Source organism: Pseudomonas borbori (assembly GCF_900115555.1).
Lineage (GTDB): Bacteria > Pseudomonadota > Gammaproteobacteria > Pseudomonadales > Pseudomonadaceae > Aquipseudomonas > Aquipseudomonas borbori.
Genome location: NZ_FOWX01000001.1, coordinates 202333 through 219252, shown reverse-complemented (window position 1 = coordinate 219252; position 16920 = coordinate 202333). Strand labels below are relative to the sequence as shown.

Sequence of the window (16920 nt, the reverse complement as noted above, 5' to 3'; positions counted from 1 at the left end):
TGCGTTTGCACCGGCAAGGTAGGAGTTTGTGAAAAAACTCCCGCCTACTGCGACCGCCTCCAAACGCCCGCCGTGGCGTTACGCTACGTGAAAAGCAGGGTCATTTAGCTCACTAAACTCCCTTACTTTCGCGTAGCGTGCCTTGCTCTTCAGAGGTTGCTTCAGAGCAGCGGCTTGAGTGTCGGCCAAACGTTTTCCAGTATCCGAGACTGGGCTTCGACAGTTGGGTGAATACCATCGCTCTGCATCATCGAAGGCACGCCCCCTATGCCCTCCAGCAGAAAAGGCACCAAGGTCGCACCGGTCTCACTGGCCACCCTGGGGAACACTTCGGCAAAAGCAGTCGTATAGCGCTGCCCGTAATTGGGCGGCAGTTTCATCCCCAAAATCAGCACCTCGGCCCCCGCCTTCTGCGACTGCTGAACCATGGACGCAAGATTCTGTTGCAATTGCGCGGGGGGCTGGCCACGCAGGCCATCGTTGCCGCCCAGTTCCAGAATCACCAGGCTCGGCCGATGCTCGGCAAGCAGTCCAGGCAGCCGCGCGGCGCCGCCTGCACTGGTGTCGCCACTGATCGAGGCATTCACCACCTGGTGTTGATAACCCTGCTCGGCCAGGCGTTTTTCCAGCAATGCGACCCAGCCCTGCCGGGTATCCAGGCCGAAAGCCGCGCTGATACTATCGCCAACGACCAGCACGGTGTCCGCCAGCGCGAGCTGCCCCCAGCACAACAGGGTAAAAATCGCACTCATTAACCCTGCACGCATTGGATTCTCCATGAGCTCAAGCATTCTTACCGCCCGCAACCTTAGCAAAGTGGTTGCCAGCGCGGAAGGCGAGTTGACCATACTCCATGACCTGTCCCTGGCGCTGAACAGGGGCGATAGCCTGGCCATTGTCGGCAGCTCCGGTTCGGGCAAATCCACCCTGCTCGGCCTGCTCGCCGGCCTCGATCTGCCGAGCAACGGCACTGTCGCCTTGGCCGGCCACGACCTGGCCGCACTGGATGAAGACCAGCGCGCGCGGATACGCGCCGAGCATGTCGGCTTCGTGTTTCAATCGTTCCAGTTGCTCGACAGCCTCAATGCCCTGGAAAACGTCATGCTGCCGCTCGAGCTGGAAGGCCATGCCGATGCCCGCCAGCGCGCCCATGCCCTGCTCGAGCGGGTCGGCCTGGGCCAGCGTTTGACCCACTATCCGCGCCAGCTCTCCGGCGGCGAACAGCAGCGCGTGGCGATTGCCCGCGCCTTCGTCGCCGAACCCGACGTGCTGTTCGCCGACGAGCCCACCGGCAACCTCGACAGCCACACCGGTGAACGCATCAGCGACCTGCTCTTTGAGCTTAACCGCGAGCGCGGGGCGACCCTGGTGCTGGTCACCCACGACGAGCGCCTGGCCCATCGTTGTCAGCGCCTGATCCGCCTCGAAGGCGGCCACCTGGTCGACCACGTGGAACCCTGATGACCCACTTGCCGTTGGCCCGACTGCTCTCCCTGGCGACCCGCCAACTGTTGCGCGACGCCCGCGCCGGCGAGTTGCGCGTGCTGTTCTTCGCCCTGCTGGTCGCAGTCGCCGCCAGCACCGCGATCGGCTACTTCAGCGCGCGGTTGAACGACGGCATGCTGATGCGGGCGACCGAGTTCCTCGGCGCCGACCTGCTGCTCAGCGGCAGTACGCCCGCCGCTCCGGAACAGGTCAGTCAGGGCAAACAGTTGGGTCTGGAGCACTCCCAGGTGGTCGAGTTCTCCAGCGTGATCGCCAGCGATGCCGGCATCCAACTGGCCAGCGTCAAAGCCGCCGACAGTGCCTACCCACTGCGCGGCCAGCTGAAAAGCGCCGCTGAACCCTACGCAGCCGAGCAAACCGGTCCTGGCCCGCAACCCGGCGAGGCCTGGGCCGAGGCACGCCTGTTCGCCGCGCTGGAGTTGAGCGTCGGCGACACCATCGAAGTCGGCTCGAAACCCCTGACCCTGCGCCGGGTCCTGACCTACGAGCCGGATCGTGCCGGCGACTTCTACAGCCTGACCCCGCGCGTACTGATGCACCTGGATGACCTGGCCGCCACCGGAGTGGTGCAGCCTGGCAGCCGGGTACGCTACCGCGAACTCTGGCGTGGTACGCCGCAGGCTCTGGGCGCTTACCGACAGGTAATCGGCACGAAGCTGGCGGCCAACCAGCGCCTCGAGGATGCCCGCGACGGCAATCGGCAAATCGGCAGCGCCCTGGGTCGCGCCGAACGCTACCTGAACCTCGCCAGCCTGGCGGCCGTGCTGCTCGCCGGGGTAGCGGTGGCCCTTTCGGCCGCGCGCTTCGCCGCCCGACGCTTCGATACCAGTGCCTTGCTGCGTTGCCTGGGACTGTCGCGCAACCAGGCACTGGGCCTGTTCGGCCTGCAACTGGCCCTGCTCGGGCTCGGCACCAGCCTGATCGGCGCCCTGCTCGGTTGGCTGGCCCAGCATGGCCTGTTCTACCTGTTGCAGGGCCTGCTACCGGCGCAGATCCCGGCTGGCGGTTTATGGCCCGCACTGGCTGGCATCGCCACCGGCCTGGTCGCTCTCGCCGGCTTCGCCCTGCCGCCACTGGCCGCCCTCGGCCGGGTGCCGCCGCTACGCGTGCTGCGCCGCGACCTGCTGCCCGTGCCCGCCAGCTCCTGGCTGGTGTATGGCGCCGCCCTGTTCGCCCTCGGCCTGATCATGTGGCGCCTGAGTCTGGACCTGCAACTGACCTTCGTCCTGCTCGGCGGCGGCCTGATTACCGCCCTGCTGCTCGGCGGCCTGCTCCTGCTCGGCCTGCAAAGCCTGCGCCGCCTGCTGGCCCGTTCCTCGCTGCACTGGCGCCTGGGGCTCGGCCAGCTGCTCCGCCACCCCTTGGCCGCCGCCGGGCAAGCCCTGGCATTCGGCCTGATCCTGCTGGCCATGGCCTTGATCGCCCTGCTGCGCGGCGAACTGCTCGACACCTGGCAGGACCAGTTGCCCGAGCAGGCACCCAATCATTTCGCCCTGAATGTCTTACCGGCCGACAAGGATGCGTTCGCCGCGCGCCTGGCCGAACTCTCGCCCCATCCGGCCCCGCTCTACCCGGTTGTACCCGGACGCCTGACCCTGATCAACGGCGAGCCGGTGCGGCAGATCGTCAGCAAGGAATCCCAGGGCGAGCGCGCCATTCGCCGCGATCTCAGCCTGACCTGGGCGGCCGATCTGCCCGAGGGCAATCAGTTGCTCGCCGGCGACTGGTGGAGTGCGTCCAGCGACGACTTGCCAGGGGTCTCGGTCGAGTCGGAGCTGGCCGAAAGTCTGCAGCTCAAGCTCGGCGACCGCTTGCGTTTCAATGTCGGCGGCCTCGACCGCGACGCCCGGGTCAGCAACCTGCGCGAAGTTGACTGGAACAGCTTCCAGCCCAACTTCTACATGATCTTCGAACCCGGCACCCTGCAGGATCTGCCGGTCACCTACCTGACCAGCTTCTACCTCCCCCCCCAACAGGAACGACGCCTGGTCGAACTGTCGCGGGCCTTTCCCGCGGTCACCCTGCTGCAGGTCGAAGCCTTGCTCGCGCAGCTGCGCAGCATCCTGGCCCAGGTCACTCTGGCCATCGAATTCGTCTTGCTGTTCGTCCTCGCCGCCGGTCTGGCCGTGCTGTTCGCCGGCTTGCAGGCCACCCTGGACGAGCGCATCCGCCAGGGCGCCTTGCTCCGCGCGCTGGGTGCCGAGCGCAAATTGCTGGTCCAGGCGCGGCGGGCCGAGTTCGCCCTGCTTGGGGCAATCAGCGGCCTGCTGGCAGCCATCGGTTGCGAACTGATCAGCTTCCTGCTCTACCGCTACGCCTTCGATCTGGCCTGGCACGCCCACCCCTGGCTGTTGCTCCTGCCCGCGATAGGCGCGCTGCTGGTGGGTGGCGCTGGCGTGCTCGGTACTCGCCGAGCGTTGAATGTCAGCCCGCTGACGGTGCTGCGCGAGGGCTGATAGACTCGCCATTCATTCGCCAGTCAGCAGCCCCATGAGTCGCTATCGTCCACCCCGCTCCGCCGGCACGCCACTGATCACCCCCGAAGGCGAGGCGCGCCTGCGCGCCGAGCTGCACGAGCTCTGGCACGTTCGCCGGCCCCAGGTCACCCAATCGGTCAGTGAAGCGGCGGCGCAAGGCGATCGCTCGGAGAACGCCGAATACACCTATGGCAAGAAAATGCTGCGCGAGATCGACAGTCGTGTGCGCTTTCTCACTAAACGCCTGGAAAGCTTGAAAGTGGTCAGCAGCCGCCCCGGCGATGCCGACAAGGTGTATTTCGGCGCCTGGGTCACCCTCGAAGACGAGGACGGCAACGAGTCACGCTATCGCATCGTCGGTCCGGACGAGCTGGAGCTGAAACTCAACCTGATCAGCATCGACTCGCCCCTGGCCCGCGCCCTGATCGGCAAAGCCCTGGACGCCGAAGTCCGGGTGGCAACCCCGACCGGCGAGAAGACCTGGTATGTGATCGCCATCGATTACCCGTAACTGCGGACGCCGCTCAACGCCGGGTAATCAAGCCCTGCCTGGCGACCCGCGTCAACTCACGGATGGCGTCGTGCAGATGCTCGGCGCTGGGTGCTTGCAGCACCGCCATATCGAAGCTGTCGCTGGCGAAACGCGCCAACGCCTGATGGTCATCGACGAAGTGGATCAGGAAGGCCCGCGGCCCGCCCCAACGCTTGGGCCAGCCGTCGAGATAGCGCAGCAGGGTCGGCTGGTGACTGCCGCCGAGGAGAATTTTCGGGTTGCGCTGGCTCAGCCCGGAAGTGATCGGGGCCAAACGAATCAGCGGTTGGGGGCAACTCATGCTCATGTCTCCGCCTCAGAAATCCCGCCGGGCAGGTGAGAGGCGACACCGAACCAGCGCTTTAGCGGTATTTCGAAGCCTCCGCAGAGTACTTCTCAGAGCCTTGCAATCTGCAAGTGACTCGGCGCCCCGCAAGTAGCTGTTTAAATCGGCGCATGGGTCGGCATCCTAGAGAAGCCTGCGCAATACTGTCAAGACAGCGCCCCGCATGGAAACCGGACAGCATGAAAGACGATGTTCTGCGCCTGTTCTTCGCCCTGGGTTGCCCGCCTGAACTGACCGAGGCCATCGCCACCTGGCGCAGCAGCCTGAACGTGCACGGCCGTCCAGTCGCCGCGGCCAACCTGCACCTGACCCTGGCCTTTCTCGGCCAGCAGCCGCGCGCCCGCGTTGCGCAGCTGCAAGGCCTGGCGGACGGTTTGCGCGCCAAGGCCTTCGAGCTGCATCTGGATCGCCTCGGGCGGCATCGCAACGGCTTGCTGTACCTGGCCCCGAGCCACACGCCCGAGGCATTGCTGGAGTTGGTCGAGCAGCTGAACAACAACCTGCGCAGCGCCGCGATTCAGCTGGAAAGCCGACCTTTTCGCGCCCACCTCAGCCTGCTGCGCCATTGCCCCCAGCTCCCAATCGACGCCCCTCCCTCTTTCGCTTGGCCGGTGAGCCGGTTTTCCCTGTTCGCCTCCGAGCAGAACACGCGCGGCACCCATTATCGGCCGTTGCACACCTGGCCATTGCGGCACGGCGACCTGGACTGACCTTTCACAGCGTCCCTGGTGAGCCGCACCTGGTGTCTGGCTACTCAAGAAAAATGCCGCATTCCCTTGGCAGGAAGCGGCATTCTTCTGAACCTGATCCCAGCTCCTCCTTCCTAGGAGGCGATTTGCCTGTCCAGCGACAGTTTGCCTGCCCCCTCGACCAGTATGGCCAGGCTAATGGCCAGCAGGGCCAAAGCGAATTCATAGCCATTGTTGCTCATGAAAAAGCCGTTGCTCAAATGCACGGTGACAATCGCCACCAGCATGGTCACCGCCAACAGTGCCGCCGCCGGACGCGCCAGCAGACCGATTATCAGCGCCAGGCCGCCGAAGAACTCGGCGCTGCCGGCCAGCAAGGCCATCAGATAGCCCGGCGCCAGACCGATACTCTCCATCCACTGGGCCACGCCCGCCAGGCCATGCCCGCCGAACCAGCCGAACAACTTCTGCGAACCATGTGCAGCGAAGGTCAGGCCAGCGATGATGCGCACAATGGCCAGGCCGTAACCGGCTTGAGTGGCAACGACAGATTTGATCAGAGTGTTCATGGCTTGCAATCCTTGTGTGTGGGTTGATGGAGCCAAGACTAAACCAATTAACCGATATTAAAAGCCGATAAAACCGCTAATTAATATCGTATAAATAGATCACTCTCGTGCACTAATCACTGCTTCCTGCGGTTCCAGCAGATAGCGCTCGCGGTCATAGGCGAGGTAGTACTTGTTCACGCTATTTACATAACTGACCACCCCCATGCCAACCTGCTCCATGGCGATCCGCTCGACCTGGAAGAACCACTGATTGGCATTCAGGCCACGCCGGCGCGCCTCGGCGCGCATGCTCTGCACCCGCTGCGGCCCCATGTTGTAACCGGCCAGGACGAAGGCCATGCGCTCGCGCTCGTTGAGCTGCGGGCTGTTGAAGAAATTGCGCCGAATCATCGCCAGGTACTTGGCACTGGCCTGCACGTTGTTCTCCAGCACGCCGATATTGCCGACCCCGACACTGCGCGCGGCGGCCGGGGTTATCTGCATCAAGCCGGTGGCACCGCCGACACCCCGCGCAGCCGGATCGAGGGTGGACTCCTTGAACGCCAGCGCCGCCAGGGTCAGCCAATCGAAACCCTGCTGCGCGGCATGCCGTTGCAGTACCGGACGCACCTTCTCCAGGCGTTGGCGCTCGGTTCGCCCAAGCGGGTAATGCACCTTGTACAGGCGCCGATAGACCCGTTGAAACGCGCCATCCAGATCGGCCGGGGCGCGATAGCTCGCCAGGAAGCGGTCGATACTGGCGCCCAGCATCGGTGTTTCACGGCGCAGGTACCAACGCATGTCGCCGTTCCTGGCCAACACCAGATGCGGCTCCAGGCGCAGCTTGGGCATGACCTTGGCCCAACGCTCGGCAATCGGCTGCTCCACCGCGGTGACGCTGTAGATACCGGCCTGCACCATCTCCAGCACATCTTCGACGGCCAGACTGGGGTCGACCCACTCGATGATGATCGGCGGCCGCTTGTTTTGCAGCAGTTTCTGGTTGAACGCCTGCACGGCGGCACCCGCGGCACTACCTGACGCCAAGGCCAGGCTGCGCCCGGACATCTGTTCGAGGCTCTGATAGCGTCGATCGCCCTGGCGCGCCACTACGATCAAGGGGACATTGCTGCTGATCGCCGCACTGGCGCTGACACTGCCGCTACCGCGCAGGTTGAGCAACTCCCCCGGCGCGACCAGATCGCCCTCGCCGCGCTGCAAGGCCGCGAGCAATTGGTCCTTGGCCTTGGGAATGATCTTCAGTTTGAGGGCACGGCCATCGCGGGCATTGCGATTGAGGTACTGCTCGAATGCACGCAGGCGGTGGTATTCCACCCCGATGCTCTGGCCTTTGACTTCACCCGAACTATTACGACTCTGGTTGACCAGCACACGCAGTTCACCGCTGCTGCGAATACTCGCCAGATCACGCGCCTGGCTCGGCTGCCGCACTTCCGGCGGCCCAGCCACACGCGCGGCGGCCGACAACGGCAGCAACAGCAGAAGGCAGAATAAAAGCAGCGGGCGCGACATCGAGTTTCCACGGCAAGGGCGCGTAGCCAGGCCTCATTGGCCGAGTGAGACTACCGCAGCGCTCGCCAAGTTCCAGGAATGCGTGGGCCGCGCAGATTCGCACAGCTCGCTTTCGGATACCAGCCCGATGATTTACTCAACATTACAAAGCAATCATAAGACACTGTAATTTATCGATTTTTTTAAAATAAAAAAGCTCTGTTATGCTGCCATCCCCAGCCCATAGGTCACACCATGCAACTCATCGACATAGGCGTCAACCTGACTCATCCCAGCCTCGCCGGACAGCGTGAGGCTCTGCTCGCCCGGGCCTATGCGGCCGGTGTCTGCCAGTTGCTGCTGACCGGCACCAGTCTGGAGCAAAGCGAACAGGCCCTGGAACTGTGCCGCCGGCTGGATGGGAGCGGCCAGCGCCTGTTCAGCACCGCCGGCATCCACCCGCACGACGCCGGCAGCTGGAACGCCGACAGCGCCAGCCAACTGCGGGCCTTGCTGCGCGAGCCGCAGGTGCGCGCCGTGGGTGAATGCGGGCTCGACTTCAACCGTGATTTTTCGCCGCGGCCACAACAGGAAAAAGTACTCGAAGAGCACCTGGCCCTGGCCGTCGATCTGCAGCTGCCGGTCTTTCTCCATGAGCGCGACGCCGACCAGCGCCTGCTGCAGATCCTGCGCGACTACCGCGATCGCTTGCCGGCGGCGGTAGTGCACTGCTTCACCGGAGACAAGCGCGCCCTGTTCAACTACCTCGACCTCGACCTGCACATCGGCATTACCGGCTGGATTTGCGACGAGCGCCGCGGCACCCACCTGCACCCGCTGGTCAGGGAAATCCCGGCCGGCCGGCTGATGCTGGAAACCGACTCACCCTTTCTGCTGCCGCGCAGCCTGCGCCCGAAGCCGAAAAGCGGTCGCAACGAACCGGCCTTCCTGACCGAAGTGCTCAGGGAGGTGGCGCTGCACCGCAACGAAAGCCTGGAAAGCCTGGCGGCACACAGCAGCGCCTGTGCCCGGCAATTCTTCAACCTGCCGAGCATTGTCGACACAATCACCGAGCGAGAGCAGCGCTGAACGGCCTGCTGCATGACAGCAGCCCCATACTCAACGCCTACAGCCTCGCGAAACACGAGCAGCGCCTTCGTTAAAGTCCACACAGAATCGGTCGTTAACATGGACGGAGCGTCCTGTTGATAGAGATCAACAGGCGCAGGGCAGTTTCGCGAGACAGTAGTGGCACTTTGCCAAACTGCTTTCACCGCTATCAGAAGAAGACATCTATGGGCACTTGGGTTCGCGACCTCTCTCTCAAATACAAATTCTGGGCCGTCAACGCCGTGGCCTTCTTCACCACCCTGCTGCTGGTGCTGTACGCCCTGCAACTCGAACAACAGGTACGCGTCGACGCGGCCAAGAGTGCCGCGCAGACGCAGGCCAGACTCCTGAGTGCCTGGCCGGCGGGTCAGCCGCTGCCTGGCGGAACGCAACTGCTGCAATTTGCCGATGGCCAGACGCCGCCGCTGGCCAACAACCAGGGTGCCAGTCTGAGCCGGGCGCGCGGCTGGGTAGACATGCAGCAGGACCCGCTGTCGACGCATGACAGCCTGATCGGCGCCGAGGTCATCGATCTGGGCCAGGGCCAACGCCTCGCCGTACTGGCCCATGCGCCCAGCCTGACGCAGGTGATCGCCGAGCGCGCGCTGAGTTACGCGCTGGTTGTCGCCCTGTTGATGCTGGCCCTGCTGGCCGCCTCGCAACTGCTGATCCACTTCCTGCTGAGCCATCTCAACACCCTCAAGGATGTGATGCTGCAGGTAGAAAAAAGCGGCGACCTGGCGGCCCGCGTGCCGCTCGACTGCCGTGACGAAGTCGGCCAGATGGCCACGGCCTTCAATGCCATGCAGGCCGGTTACCAACGTGTAGTCGGGATCGTTGCGCAGACCGCTGCACGCCTGGACGAAGGCGCCGAGCGCATGGCGGTAAGCATGCGCGACGTGCGCCAGGGCATGCTCGACCAGCAAAGCGAGACGGAACAGGCCGCCACCGCGATCAACGAGATGTCCACCACCGTGCACCATATCGCTCAGCACACGGCGGACACCCGCGACCAGTCAAAAAACGCCGAGCAGCTGGCCGGCAGCGGCCAGCAAGTGGTCGACCGGGTTGGTCAGTCGATTGCCGGGCTGTCCAGCGGCGTGCAACAGACCGCGCAAATGATCCAGCAACTGGCCGTCGACAGTCAGAAAATCAGTGGCGTCGTCAGCGAGATTCATGGCATTGCCGAACAGACCAACCTGCTCGCCCTCAATGCCGCCATCGAGGCTGCGCGCGCCGGCGAGATGGGCCGCGGCTTTGCGGTGGTGGCCGACGAGGTACGCAATCTGGCCAAACGCGTGCAGGTCTCAACCGATGAAATCACCCTGATGATCACCTCCCTGCAAAGCGGCACCCGCGATGCCGTCGAGTTCATGCAGGAAAGCTCGCTCAAGGCCGACGACTGCGTGCAACAGGCCCACGAAGCAGGCCAGGCACTGCTCGCCATCACCGGCTCGGTGGCGCAGATGCGCGAGAGCAACACCCAGATTGCAGTGGCCGCCGAGCAGCAGAGCCAGGTGGCCGAAGAAATGAACCGCTCCATCGTGAGCATTCGCGACGTCACCGAACAAACCGTCCAGCAAACCACAGGCTCCGCCACCACCAGCTCCGAGCTGGCGGCCTTGGCCGGGGAACTGAACAAGGCCATCCGCCAGCTCAAGCTGTAGCAGCAGGAACATGGATAAAACGTGGCACGCGGTGCAATCCGGGAATCGGCTGCGGATTGCGCTGGAGCTTGGGCGGGTTATGGTGTTTTTTGCCCTGTTTAACCGAACACCGCGACCGTCTGCCGGCTGATCGCCAGCAACTCCCCACGCGGCCCCCACAAGGCGGCGGCGATATGCCCATAGCCGTCGCGGGCGTGTTCGATCTGTGCGCGGTAGAGGCACCAGTCGCGGCTATTCAACGCAGCGACGGGCTGGATGAACTCGATGGTCCAGGTCAACGAACTACCCGGCGCCGGTTTGCTCAAGTGCGCCAGCACTGCCGGCGGCCAGGCATCGACCAGGGCCAGCAGGTGCGCCTCGCTGACAGCCTGAGCCTCGCCCTCCTCGCGCAAGCGCACCCAGCCACCCATTTCCCGCGAGGGATTGTTGCTGAAGGGCATACCGCCGATGCCCCAGCGCATGGCCAGGAAACGAGTGAACGCCGGTGTCACATTGCGCACATAGGTGAGTTCCGGGCAATCCTCGACCGGTTTGATCTGTGGAGCGGGGTCGGCGACGACCTCTATCGCCGACTGGCGTGGCGCACCGAAACTGCCTTGCACCAGGGTCACCACCTGACCGTTCTGCACTGCACGGCCCAACACCTGGCTGACCGCCTTGCCCTCACGCAGCAGCTCGACCTGGAAACTCACCGGCACATCCGGCTCGGCCGGGCCGACGAAAGTGATCGCCAGCGAACGCGGTGGCCGTCCTGCCGGAACCTGAGCACGCATGGACTCATACACCAGCGCGGCCATCAAGCCACCGAAACTGGCCCGCCCCTGCGCCCAGGCGGGCGGAATTACCACGGCCTGCGGGTTGGTGCGAACCGCCTGGAGCAACTCGGAAAAGACCATAACCACCTCAAAGACACCGACAGCGGATGATCTTAGGGGAAATACACGGTGGGGCAAAACGGCGTTCCGGCCAATTGACGCGAGCAAATGGCACTCACTCCATCTCGCCGCACAGTTCCGCCGCCCGCAGCAGCGCGGCGGTCAGGCTGTGCCGCTCCCACTCCTTGAGCACGGCCAAGCGCTGGCGAAACTCCGGTGGCAGCAGGGTCGGCGCCTGCTGAACCAGTTCGCGGCCGGCCTCGCTGAGCAGCAACCACTGGCGCCGGCGATCCTGGTCGTCGCGCTGGCGCTGCAACAGGCCGCGCTCCTCGAGACGATCGAGCATGCCCGAGAGAGTCGCCGCGGTCAGACTGACCCGCCCACTCAGGTCGCTGGCGGTCAAGCGCGCCTCACCGGCCAACACCTGCAGGATCATCAGCTGCATGGGCGTCAGCCCGCCGAAACGGGCCAGGCGCTTGGCATGCACCTCGCCGGCCTGCTGCAGGCGCCTGAGCGCCTGGAAAATCGGCAGATCGAGGGCCACCACAGATGACAAATCTATTTCAGTAGAAACTATTTTATCTGTCATATATGCCTTTAAACCGAGTTATCGCTTTGACATGAAATCATTTATTTGTTTCCCTGTAAAAGGTTCGGCAAGCCCGGACCACTCCCCAACGGACAAACCGGTAAGGAACATATGTGCGGAATAGCTGGAGAACTGCGTTTTGATCAACGCCCGGCCGATTTGGCTGCGGTCGAGCGAATCACCCACCACCTGGCCCCCCGGGGCCCCGATGCCCACGGCTTTCACAGTCAGGGGCCGATCGCCCTCGGCCACCGCCGGCTGAAAATCATGGATCTGGCCGAAGCCTCCGGCCAACCGATGGTCGACAGCGAGCTCGGCCTGTCGATGGTATTCAATGGCGCCATCTACAACTACCCGGAACTGCGTGCCGAGCTGCAAGGCCTCGGCTACCGTTTCTTCTCCGGTGGCGACACCGAGGTGCTGCTCAAGGGTTATCACGCCTGGGGCACGGACCTGCTGCCCAGGCTCAACGGCATGTTCGCCTTCGCCGTGTGGGAACGTGACAGCCAGCAACTGTTCATCGCCAGGGATCGTCTTGGGGTCAAACCCTTGTACCTGTCGCGCACCGGCCAGCGCCTGCGCTTCGCCTCAACCCTGCCGGCCCTGCTGCAAGGCGGCGATATCGGCAAGACCCTCGATCCCATCGCGCTCAACCACTACCTGAATTTTCATGCCGTGGTGCCGGCGCCACGCACCATCCTCGCCGGCGTGGAGAAACTGCCGGCAGCCAGCTGGATGCGCATCGACGCCCAGGGCAACTGCGAACAGCAGACCTGGTGGAACCTGGAGTTCGGCCCGCGCCGCGATGAAATCGCCTTCGACCTGGAGGACTGGTGCGAACGCGTGCTCGACGGCATGCGCGAGGCGGTGTCGATCCGCCAGCGTGCGGCGGTGGAAGTCGGCGTGCTGCTGTCCGGCGGGGTCGACTCCAGCCTGCTGGTCGGCCTGCTGCGCGAGGCCGGAGTGGAACAGCTGTCGACCTTCTCCATCGGCTTCGAGGATGGCGGCGGCGAGCGCGGCGACGAGTTCCAGTATTCCGACCTGATCGCCGAGCGCTTCACGACCCGCCACCACCAGCTGCGCATCGGCGAGAACGAGATCCTCGAACAACTGCCCGCCGCCTTCCGCGCCATGAGCGAGCCGATGGTCAGCCACGACTGCATCGCCTTCTACCTGCTGTCGCGCGAGGTGGCCAAGCACTGCAAGGTGGTGCAAAGCGGCCAGGGCGCCGACGAACTGTTCGCCGGCTATCATTGGTATCCGCTGGTGGACGGTGCCGCAGATGCCTTCGCCGCCTACCGCCAGGCATTCTTCGACCGCGACCACGACGAGTACGCCGCCTGCGTGCAGCCCGCATGGCTGACCGACGACTGTGCCGGCGAGTTCGTTCGCCAGCACTTTGCCCAGCCCGGCGCCATTGCCGCGGTGGACAAGGCGTTACGCCTGGACAGCACGGTGATGCTGGTCGACGATCCGGTCAAGCGGGTCGACAACATGACCATGGCCTGGGGTCTGGAGGCGCGCACGCCGTTCCTCGACTACCGCCTGGCCGAGCTGTCCGCGCGCATTCCCGCACGTTTCAAACTGCCCAACAGCGGCAAGCACGTGCTCAAGGAAGCGGCGCGCCAGGTGATTCCCGCCGAGGTGATCGACCGTCAGAAAGGCTACTTCCCGGTGCCCGGCCTCAAGCACCTGGAAGGCGCAACGCTGGGCTGGGTGCGCGAGCTGCTGGTCGACCCGAGCCAGGATCGCGGGCTGTTCAACCCGGCCATGCTCGACCGCCTGCTGACCGACCCGCACGGCCAGCTCACGCCGTTGCGCGGTTCCAAGCTGTGGCAGCTGGCGGCGCTCAACCTGTGGCTGAGCGAGCAAGGCCTGTAACGCGTAGGGTGGATGTAAAAAGCGACATCCACCCTACAGAGCTCCCCTGTGGAGCGCGTGCCGTCGCCGTAGCCCGGACGCCATCCGGGGATGTCACGACCCCATTCACGACCCGGAACCAATCCGGGCGCTGCAGATAGCAAAGGACACTTCGCCAATGCGCGCCACTGCCTTCAATCAACGTCTTCTACGCGGCCAGTCGCCCTCCTACGAGCGCCTGCAAGCCCGCTTCGCCGAGGATCACGGGACCGAACCCTGCCAACCCCTGGCCGTGCATTGCGGCTGGGGCCGCCTGCTGATCGGCCATACCTACCCCGATGCCGCCGAACTGGCGCACGAACTGCTGGCCGAGCGAGCGGGCGAGCGCGATATCGCCCTGTACGTCGCCGCCCCGCAGCAGGTGCTGGCGCAGGCGCCGCAGCAATTATTCCTCGATCCCTCGGACACCCTGCGCCTGTGGTTCAGCGACTACCGCCCGGCGCACAGCGGCTTTCGCGGCTACCGCATCCGCCGCGCGCAGAATCCCGAGGACTGGCAGGCGATCAACTGCCTGTACCAGATGCGCGGCATGCTGCCGCTCGACCCGGGCAAACTCACCCCACGCCATCAGGGCGGGCCGGTGTACTGGCTGGCCGAGGACGAGGACAGCGGCACGGTGATCGGCAGCGTCATGGGCCTCAACCACCACAAGGCCTATCGCGACCCGGAACACGGTAGCAGCCTCTGGTGCCTGGCAGTCGACCCGCGCAGCAGCAGGCCCGGGGTCGGCGAAGTGCTGGTGCGCCACTTGGTCGAACACTTCATGAGCCGCGGCCTGAGCTACCTCGACCTGTCGGTGCTGCACGACAATCGCCAGGCCAAGGGACTCTACGCCAAGCTGGGCTTTCGCGAGCTGCAGACCTTCAGCATCAAGCGCAAGAACAGCATCAACCAGCCGCTGTTCCTCGGTCCCGGTCCCGAGGCGGACCTCAATCCCTACGCGCGGATCATCGTCGACGAAGCCCTGCGCCGCGGCATCGAAGTGCAGGTGGACGATGCTGAAGCAGGACTGTTCACCCTCAGCCACGGCGGCCGGCGCATCCGCTGCCGCGAATCGCTGAGCGACCTGACCAGCGCGGTGAGCATGACCCTGTGCCAGGACAAGCGTCTGACCCACCGCGCCCTCAGCCGCGCCGGCCTGAGCCTGCCGGCCCAGCGCCTGGCCGGCAGCGCCGAAGAGAACGCGGCCTTCCTCGTCGAGCATGGCAGCCTGGTGGTCAAGCCGGTGGACGGCGAACAGGGCCAGGGCGTGGCGGTCGATCTGCGCAGCCCGGCCGAGGTGCAGGACGCCATCGAGCGCGCCCAGGTCTTCGACAGCCGGGTGCTGCTGGAAAGCTTCCACGAGGGTCTCGACCTGCGCATCCTGGTGATCGGCTTCGAGGTGGTCGCCGCCGCCATCCGCCGCCCGGCCGAAGTCATCGGCGACGGCCGTCACTGCATCGGCGACCTGATCGACGCCCAGAGCCGCCGCCGCCAGGCCGCCACCGGCGGCGAGAGCCGCATCCCCAAGGACGCCGAGACTCTGCGCACCCTTCATGCCGCCGGCGTCGACTATGCCAGCGTGCTGCCCCAGGGCCAGCGCCTGGCCGTGCGCAAGACCGCCAACCTGCACACCGGCGGCTGCCTCGAGGACGTCACCGCGATTCTCCACCCGGCGCTGGCCGACGCGGCGGTCAAGGCCGCGCGCGCCCTGGACATCCCGGTGGTCGGCCTCGACCTGCTGGTGCCGGCAGCCGACCAGCCCGACCACGTGTTCATCGAAGCCAACGAGCGCGCCGGCCTGGCCAACCACCAGCCGCAACCGACCGCCGAGCGCTTTATCGACCTGCTGTTCCCGCTCAGCCAGGTGGATTGAGCCTCGGTTGAGTTGTACGGCGCAGTCCGGAGCGGGTAGATAGCGGATCAGGTGCATGCGGCAGGCCGCTCCGACCAATTTCGCAAGGAGACGTTAATGCAGAAACTCCCCGAACCGGATCTCGCTTACCTGCAGAGGATCCTCCTGGAAATGCTCGCCATTCCCAGCCCTACAGGTTTCACCGACACCATAGTGCGCTACGTCGCCGAGCGTCTGGAAGAGATCGGCATCCCCTTCGAGATGACCCGCCGCGGCACCATCCGCGGCACCTTGAAAGGCAAGCAAAGCAGCCCGGATCGCGCGGTGTCGGCCCACCTAGACACCATAGGTGCGATTGTCCGCGAGCTGAAAGACAGCGGTCGCCTGGGTCTGGCCCCGGTGGGCTGCTGGTCGAGCCGCTTCGCCGAAGGCAGCCGGGTCAGCGTATTCACCGATCACGGGGTGATCCGCGGCAGCGTGCTGCCGCTGCTGGCCTCGGGACATGCCTTCAATACCGAGGTGGATCAACTGCCGATCAGTTGGGATCACGTCGAACTGCGCCTGGACGCCTACGCCAGCACCCGCGCCGACTGCGAGTCACTGGGCCTCTCGGTGGGCGATTTCGTGGCCTTCGATCCATTGCCGGAGTTCACCGACAGCGGCCACATCAGCGCCCGCCACCTGGATGACAAGGCCGGCGTCGCCGCCCTGCTCACGGCGCTCAAGGCCATCAAGGAAAGTGGCCTGGAAGCGGAAATCGACTGCCATCCGCTGTTCACCATCACCGAGGAAGTCGGCTCCGGCGCCGCCGCCGTGCTGCCCTGGGATGTCAGCGAGTTCGTCGGCATCGACATCGCCCCGGTCGCGTCCGGCCAGCAGTCCAGCGAGCACACGGTCAGCGTGGCCATGCAGGACTCCGGCGGTCCCTACGACTATCACCTGTCCAGGCACCTGCTGCACCTGGCCGGCGCCAACGAGATCCCGGTGCGCCGCGATCTGTTCCGCTACTACCACAGCGACACGCAGTCGGCCGTCACCGCCGGCCATGACATCCGTACCGCCTTGCTGGCCTTCGGTTGCGATGCCACCCACGGCTACGAACGCACCCATATCGACAGCCTGGCGGCACTCACCCGGCTGCTCGGCGCCTACCTGCTCAGCCCGCCGGTGTTCGCCAGCGACGCGCAACCGGCCCAGGGTTCGCTGGAGCGCTTCAGCCATCAGCTGGAACACGATGCGCAGATGGCAAGCGATACCCGCGTGCCGACCGTCGACAGCCTGCTCGGCCAGCGCGACAAGGACGCTTGAAGGC

Annotated in this window: 15 protein-coding genes; 9 read left to right on the top strand and 6 right to left on the bottom strand. The window is 65.0% G+C overall.

Annotation, left to right across the window (positions count from 1 at the left end):
- Window positions 1–161: 161 nt before the first annotated feature.
- Window positions 162–767: an arylesterase gene (locus tag BM315_RS00895; RefSeq protein ID WP_090496851.1), complete on the bottom strand. Its 606-nt coding sequence runs from the start codon at window positions 765–767 to the stop codon at window positions 162–164.
- 10 nt (window positions 768–777) lie between these two features.
- Here BM315_RS00895 and BM315_RS00890 point away from each other — a divergent pair, with 10 nt between their 5' ends.
- The 3 genes from BM315_RS00890 to greB are packed head-to-tail and all read left to right on the top strand — an operon-like array spanning window position 778 to window position 4494.
- Entirely contained in the window at window positions 778–1461 is a 684-nt protein-coding gene (locus BM315_RS00890; protein WP_090496849.1) for an ABC transporter ATP-binding protein, read from the top strand.
- Window positions 1461–3962, top strand: coding sequence for an ABC transporter permease (locus tag BM315_RS00885; RefSeq protein WP_090496847.1), 2502 nt, complete (start codon window positions 1461–1463; stop codon window positions 3960–3962). The genes BM315_RS00890 and BM315_RS00885 overlap by 1 nt, the downstream gene beginning before the upstream one ends.
- Before the next feature lie 34 nt (window positions 3963–3996).
- Complete coding sequence (gene greB, locus BM315_RS00880; RefSeq protein ID WP_090496845.1) at window positions 3997–4494, top strand: transcription elongation factor GreB; 498 nt, start codon at window positions 3997–3999, stop codon at window positions 4492–4494.
- Window positions 4495–4507: 13 nt separating this feature from the next.
- Here the strand turns inward: greB and BM315_RS00875 are convergent, their stop codons facing one another.
- Window positions 4508–4816, bottom strand: a complete 309-nt coding sequence (locus BM315_RS00875) for a hypothetical protein (RefSeq protein ID WP_090496998.1) — start codon at window positions 4814–4816, stop codon at window positions 4508–4510.
- Between the two features lie 224 nt (window positions 4817–5040).
- On the opposite strand from BM315_RS00875, the gene thpR reads away from it, so the two are divergent.
- Window positions 5041–5571 carry an RNA 2',3'-cyclic phosphodiesterase gene (gene thpR / locus BM315_RS00870; RefSeq protein WP_090496843.1) on the top strand — a complete coding sequence of 177 codons (531 nt, stop codon included), beginning with the start codon at window positions 5041–5043 and terminating at the stop codon, window positions 5569–5571.
- A 113-nt stretch (window positions 5572–5684) separates the two neighbouring features.
- Here the strand turns inward: thpR and BM315_RS00865 are convergent, their stop codons facing one another.
- Together BM315_RS00865 and BM315_RS00860 are read right to left on the bottom strand one after the other, a co-directional pair.
- Window positions 5685–6119: a DoxX family protein gene (locus BM315_RS00865; RefSeq protein ID WP_090496841.1), complete on the bottom strand. Its 435-nt coding sequence runs from the start codon at window positions 6117–6119 to the stop codon at window positions 5685–5687.
- Between the two features lie 99 nt (window positions 6120–6218).
- On the bottom strand, window positions 6219–7634 hold the full coding sequence (locus BM315_RS00860) for an MltF family protein (RefSeq protein ID WP_090496838.1): 1416 nt from the start codon (window positions 7632–7634) through the stop codon (window positions 6219–6221).
- A gap of 234 nt (window positions 7635–7868) precedes the next feature.
- Here BM315_RS00860 and BM315_RS00855 point away from each other — a divergent pair, with 234 nt between their 5' ends.
- Together BM315_RS00855 and BM315_RS00850 are read left to right on the top strand one after the other, a co-directional pair.
- A complete protein-coding gene (locus tag BM315_RS00855) occupies window positions 7869–8702 on the top strand; it encodes a TatD family hydrolase (RefSeq protein ID WP_090496836.1) in 834 nt (277 codons plus the stop codon).
- A 206-nt stretch (window positions 8703–8908) separates the two neighbouring features.
- Entirely contained in the window at window positions 8909–10390 is a 1482-nt protein-coding gene (locus BM315_RS00850) for a methyl-accepting chemotaxis protein (RefSeq protein WP_090496833.1), read from the top strand.
- Between the two features lie 98 nt (window positions 10391–10488).
- Here the strand turns inward: BM315_RS00850 and BM315_RS00845 are convergent, their stop codons facing one another.
- Both BM315_RS00845 and BM315_RS00840 read right to left on the bottom strand, forming a co-directional pair.
- Window positions 10489–11286 (bottom strand): acyl-CoA thioesterase, encoded by a 798-nt coding sequence (locus BM315_RS00845; RefSeq protein ID WP_090496831.1) that lies wholly within the window; start codon window positions 11284–11286, stop codon window positions 10489–10491.
- A 94-nt stretch (window positions 11287–11380) separates the two neighbouring features.
- Window positions 11381–11854: a MarR family winged helix-turn-helix transcriptional regulator gene (locus BM315_RS00840; protein WP_090496829.1), complete on the bottom strand. Its 474-nt coding sequence runs from the start codon at window positions 11852–11854 to the stop codon at window positions 11381–11383.
- A 111-nt stretch (window positions 11855–11965) separates the two neighbouring features.
- Here BM315_RS00840 and BM315_RS00835 point away from each other — a divergent pair, with 111 nt between their 5' ends.
- The 3 genes from BM315_RS00835 (at window position 11966) to BM315_RS00825 (ending at window position 16916) form a co-directional block, all read left to right on the top strand.
- Window positions 11966–13735 (top strand): N-acetylglutaminylglutamine amidotransferase, encoded by a 1770-nt coding sequence (locus tag BM315_RS00835; protein ID WP_090496827.1) that lies wholly within the window; start codon window positions 11966–11968, stop codon window positions 13733–13735.
- A 157-nt stretch (window positions 13736–13892) separates the two neighbouring features.
- Entirely contained in the window at window positions 13893–15629 is a 1737-nt protein-coding gene (ngg, locus tag BM315_RS00830) for an N-acetylglutaminylglutamine synthetase (protein WP_090496825.1), read from the top strand.
- Window positions 15630–15725: 96 nt separating this feature from the next.
- Window positions 15726–16916 carry an osmoprotectant NAGGN system M42 family peptidase gene (locus BM315_RS00825; protein ID WP_090496823.1) on the top strand — a complete coding sequence of 397 codons (1191 nt, stop codon included), beginning with the start codon at window positions 15726–15728 and terminating at the stop codon, window positions 16914–16916.
- Window positions 16917–16920 lie beyond the last annotated feature (4 nt).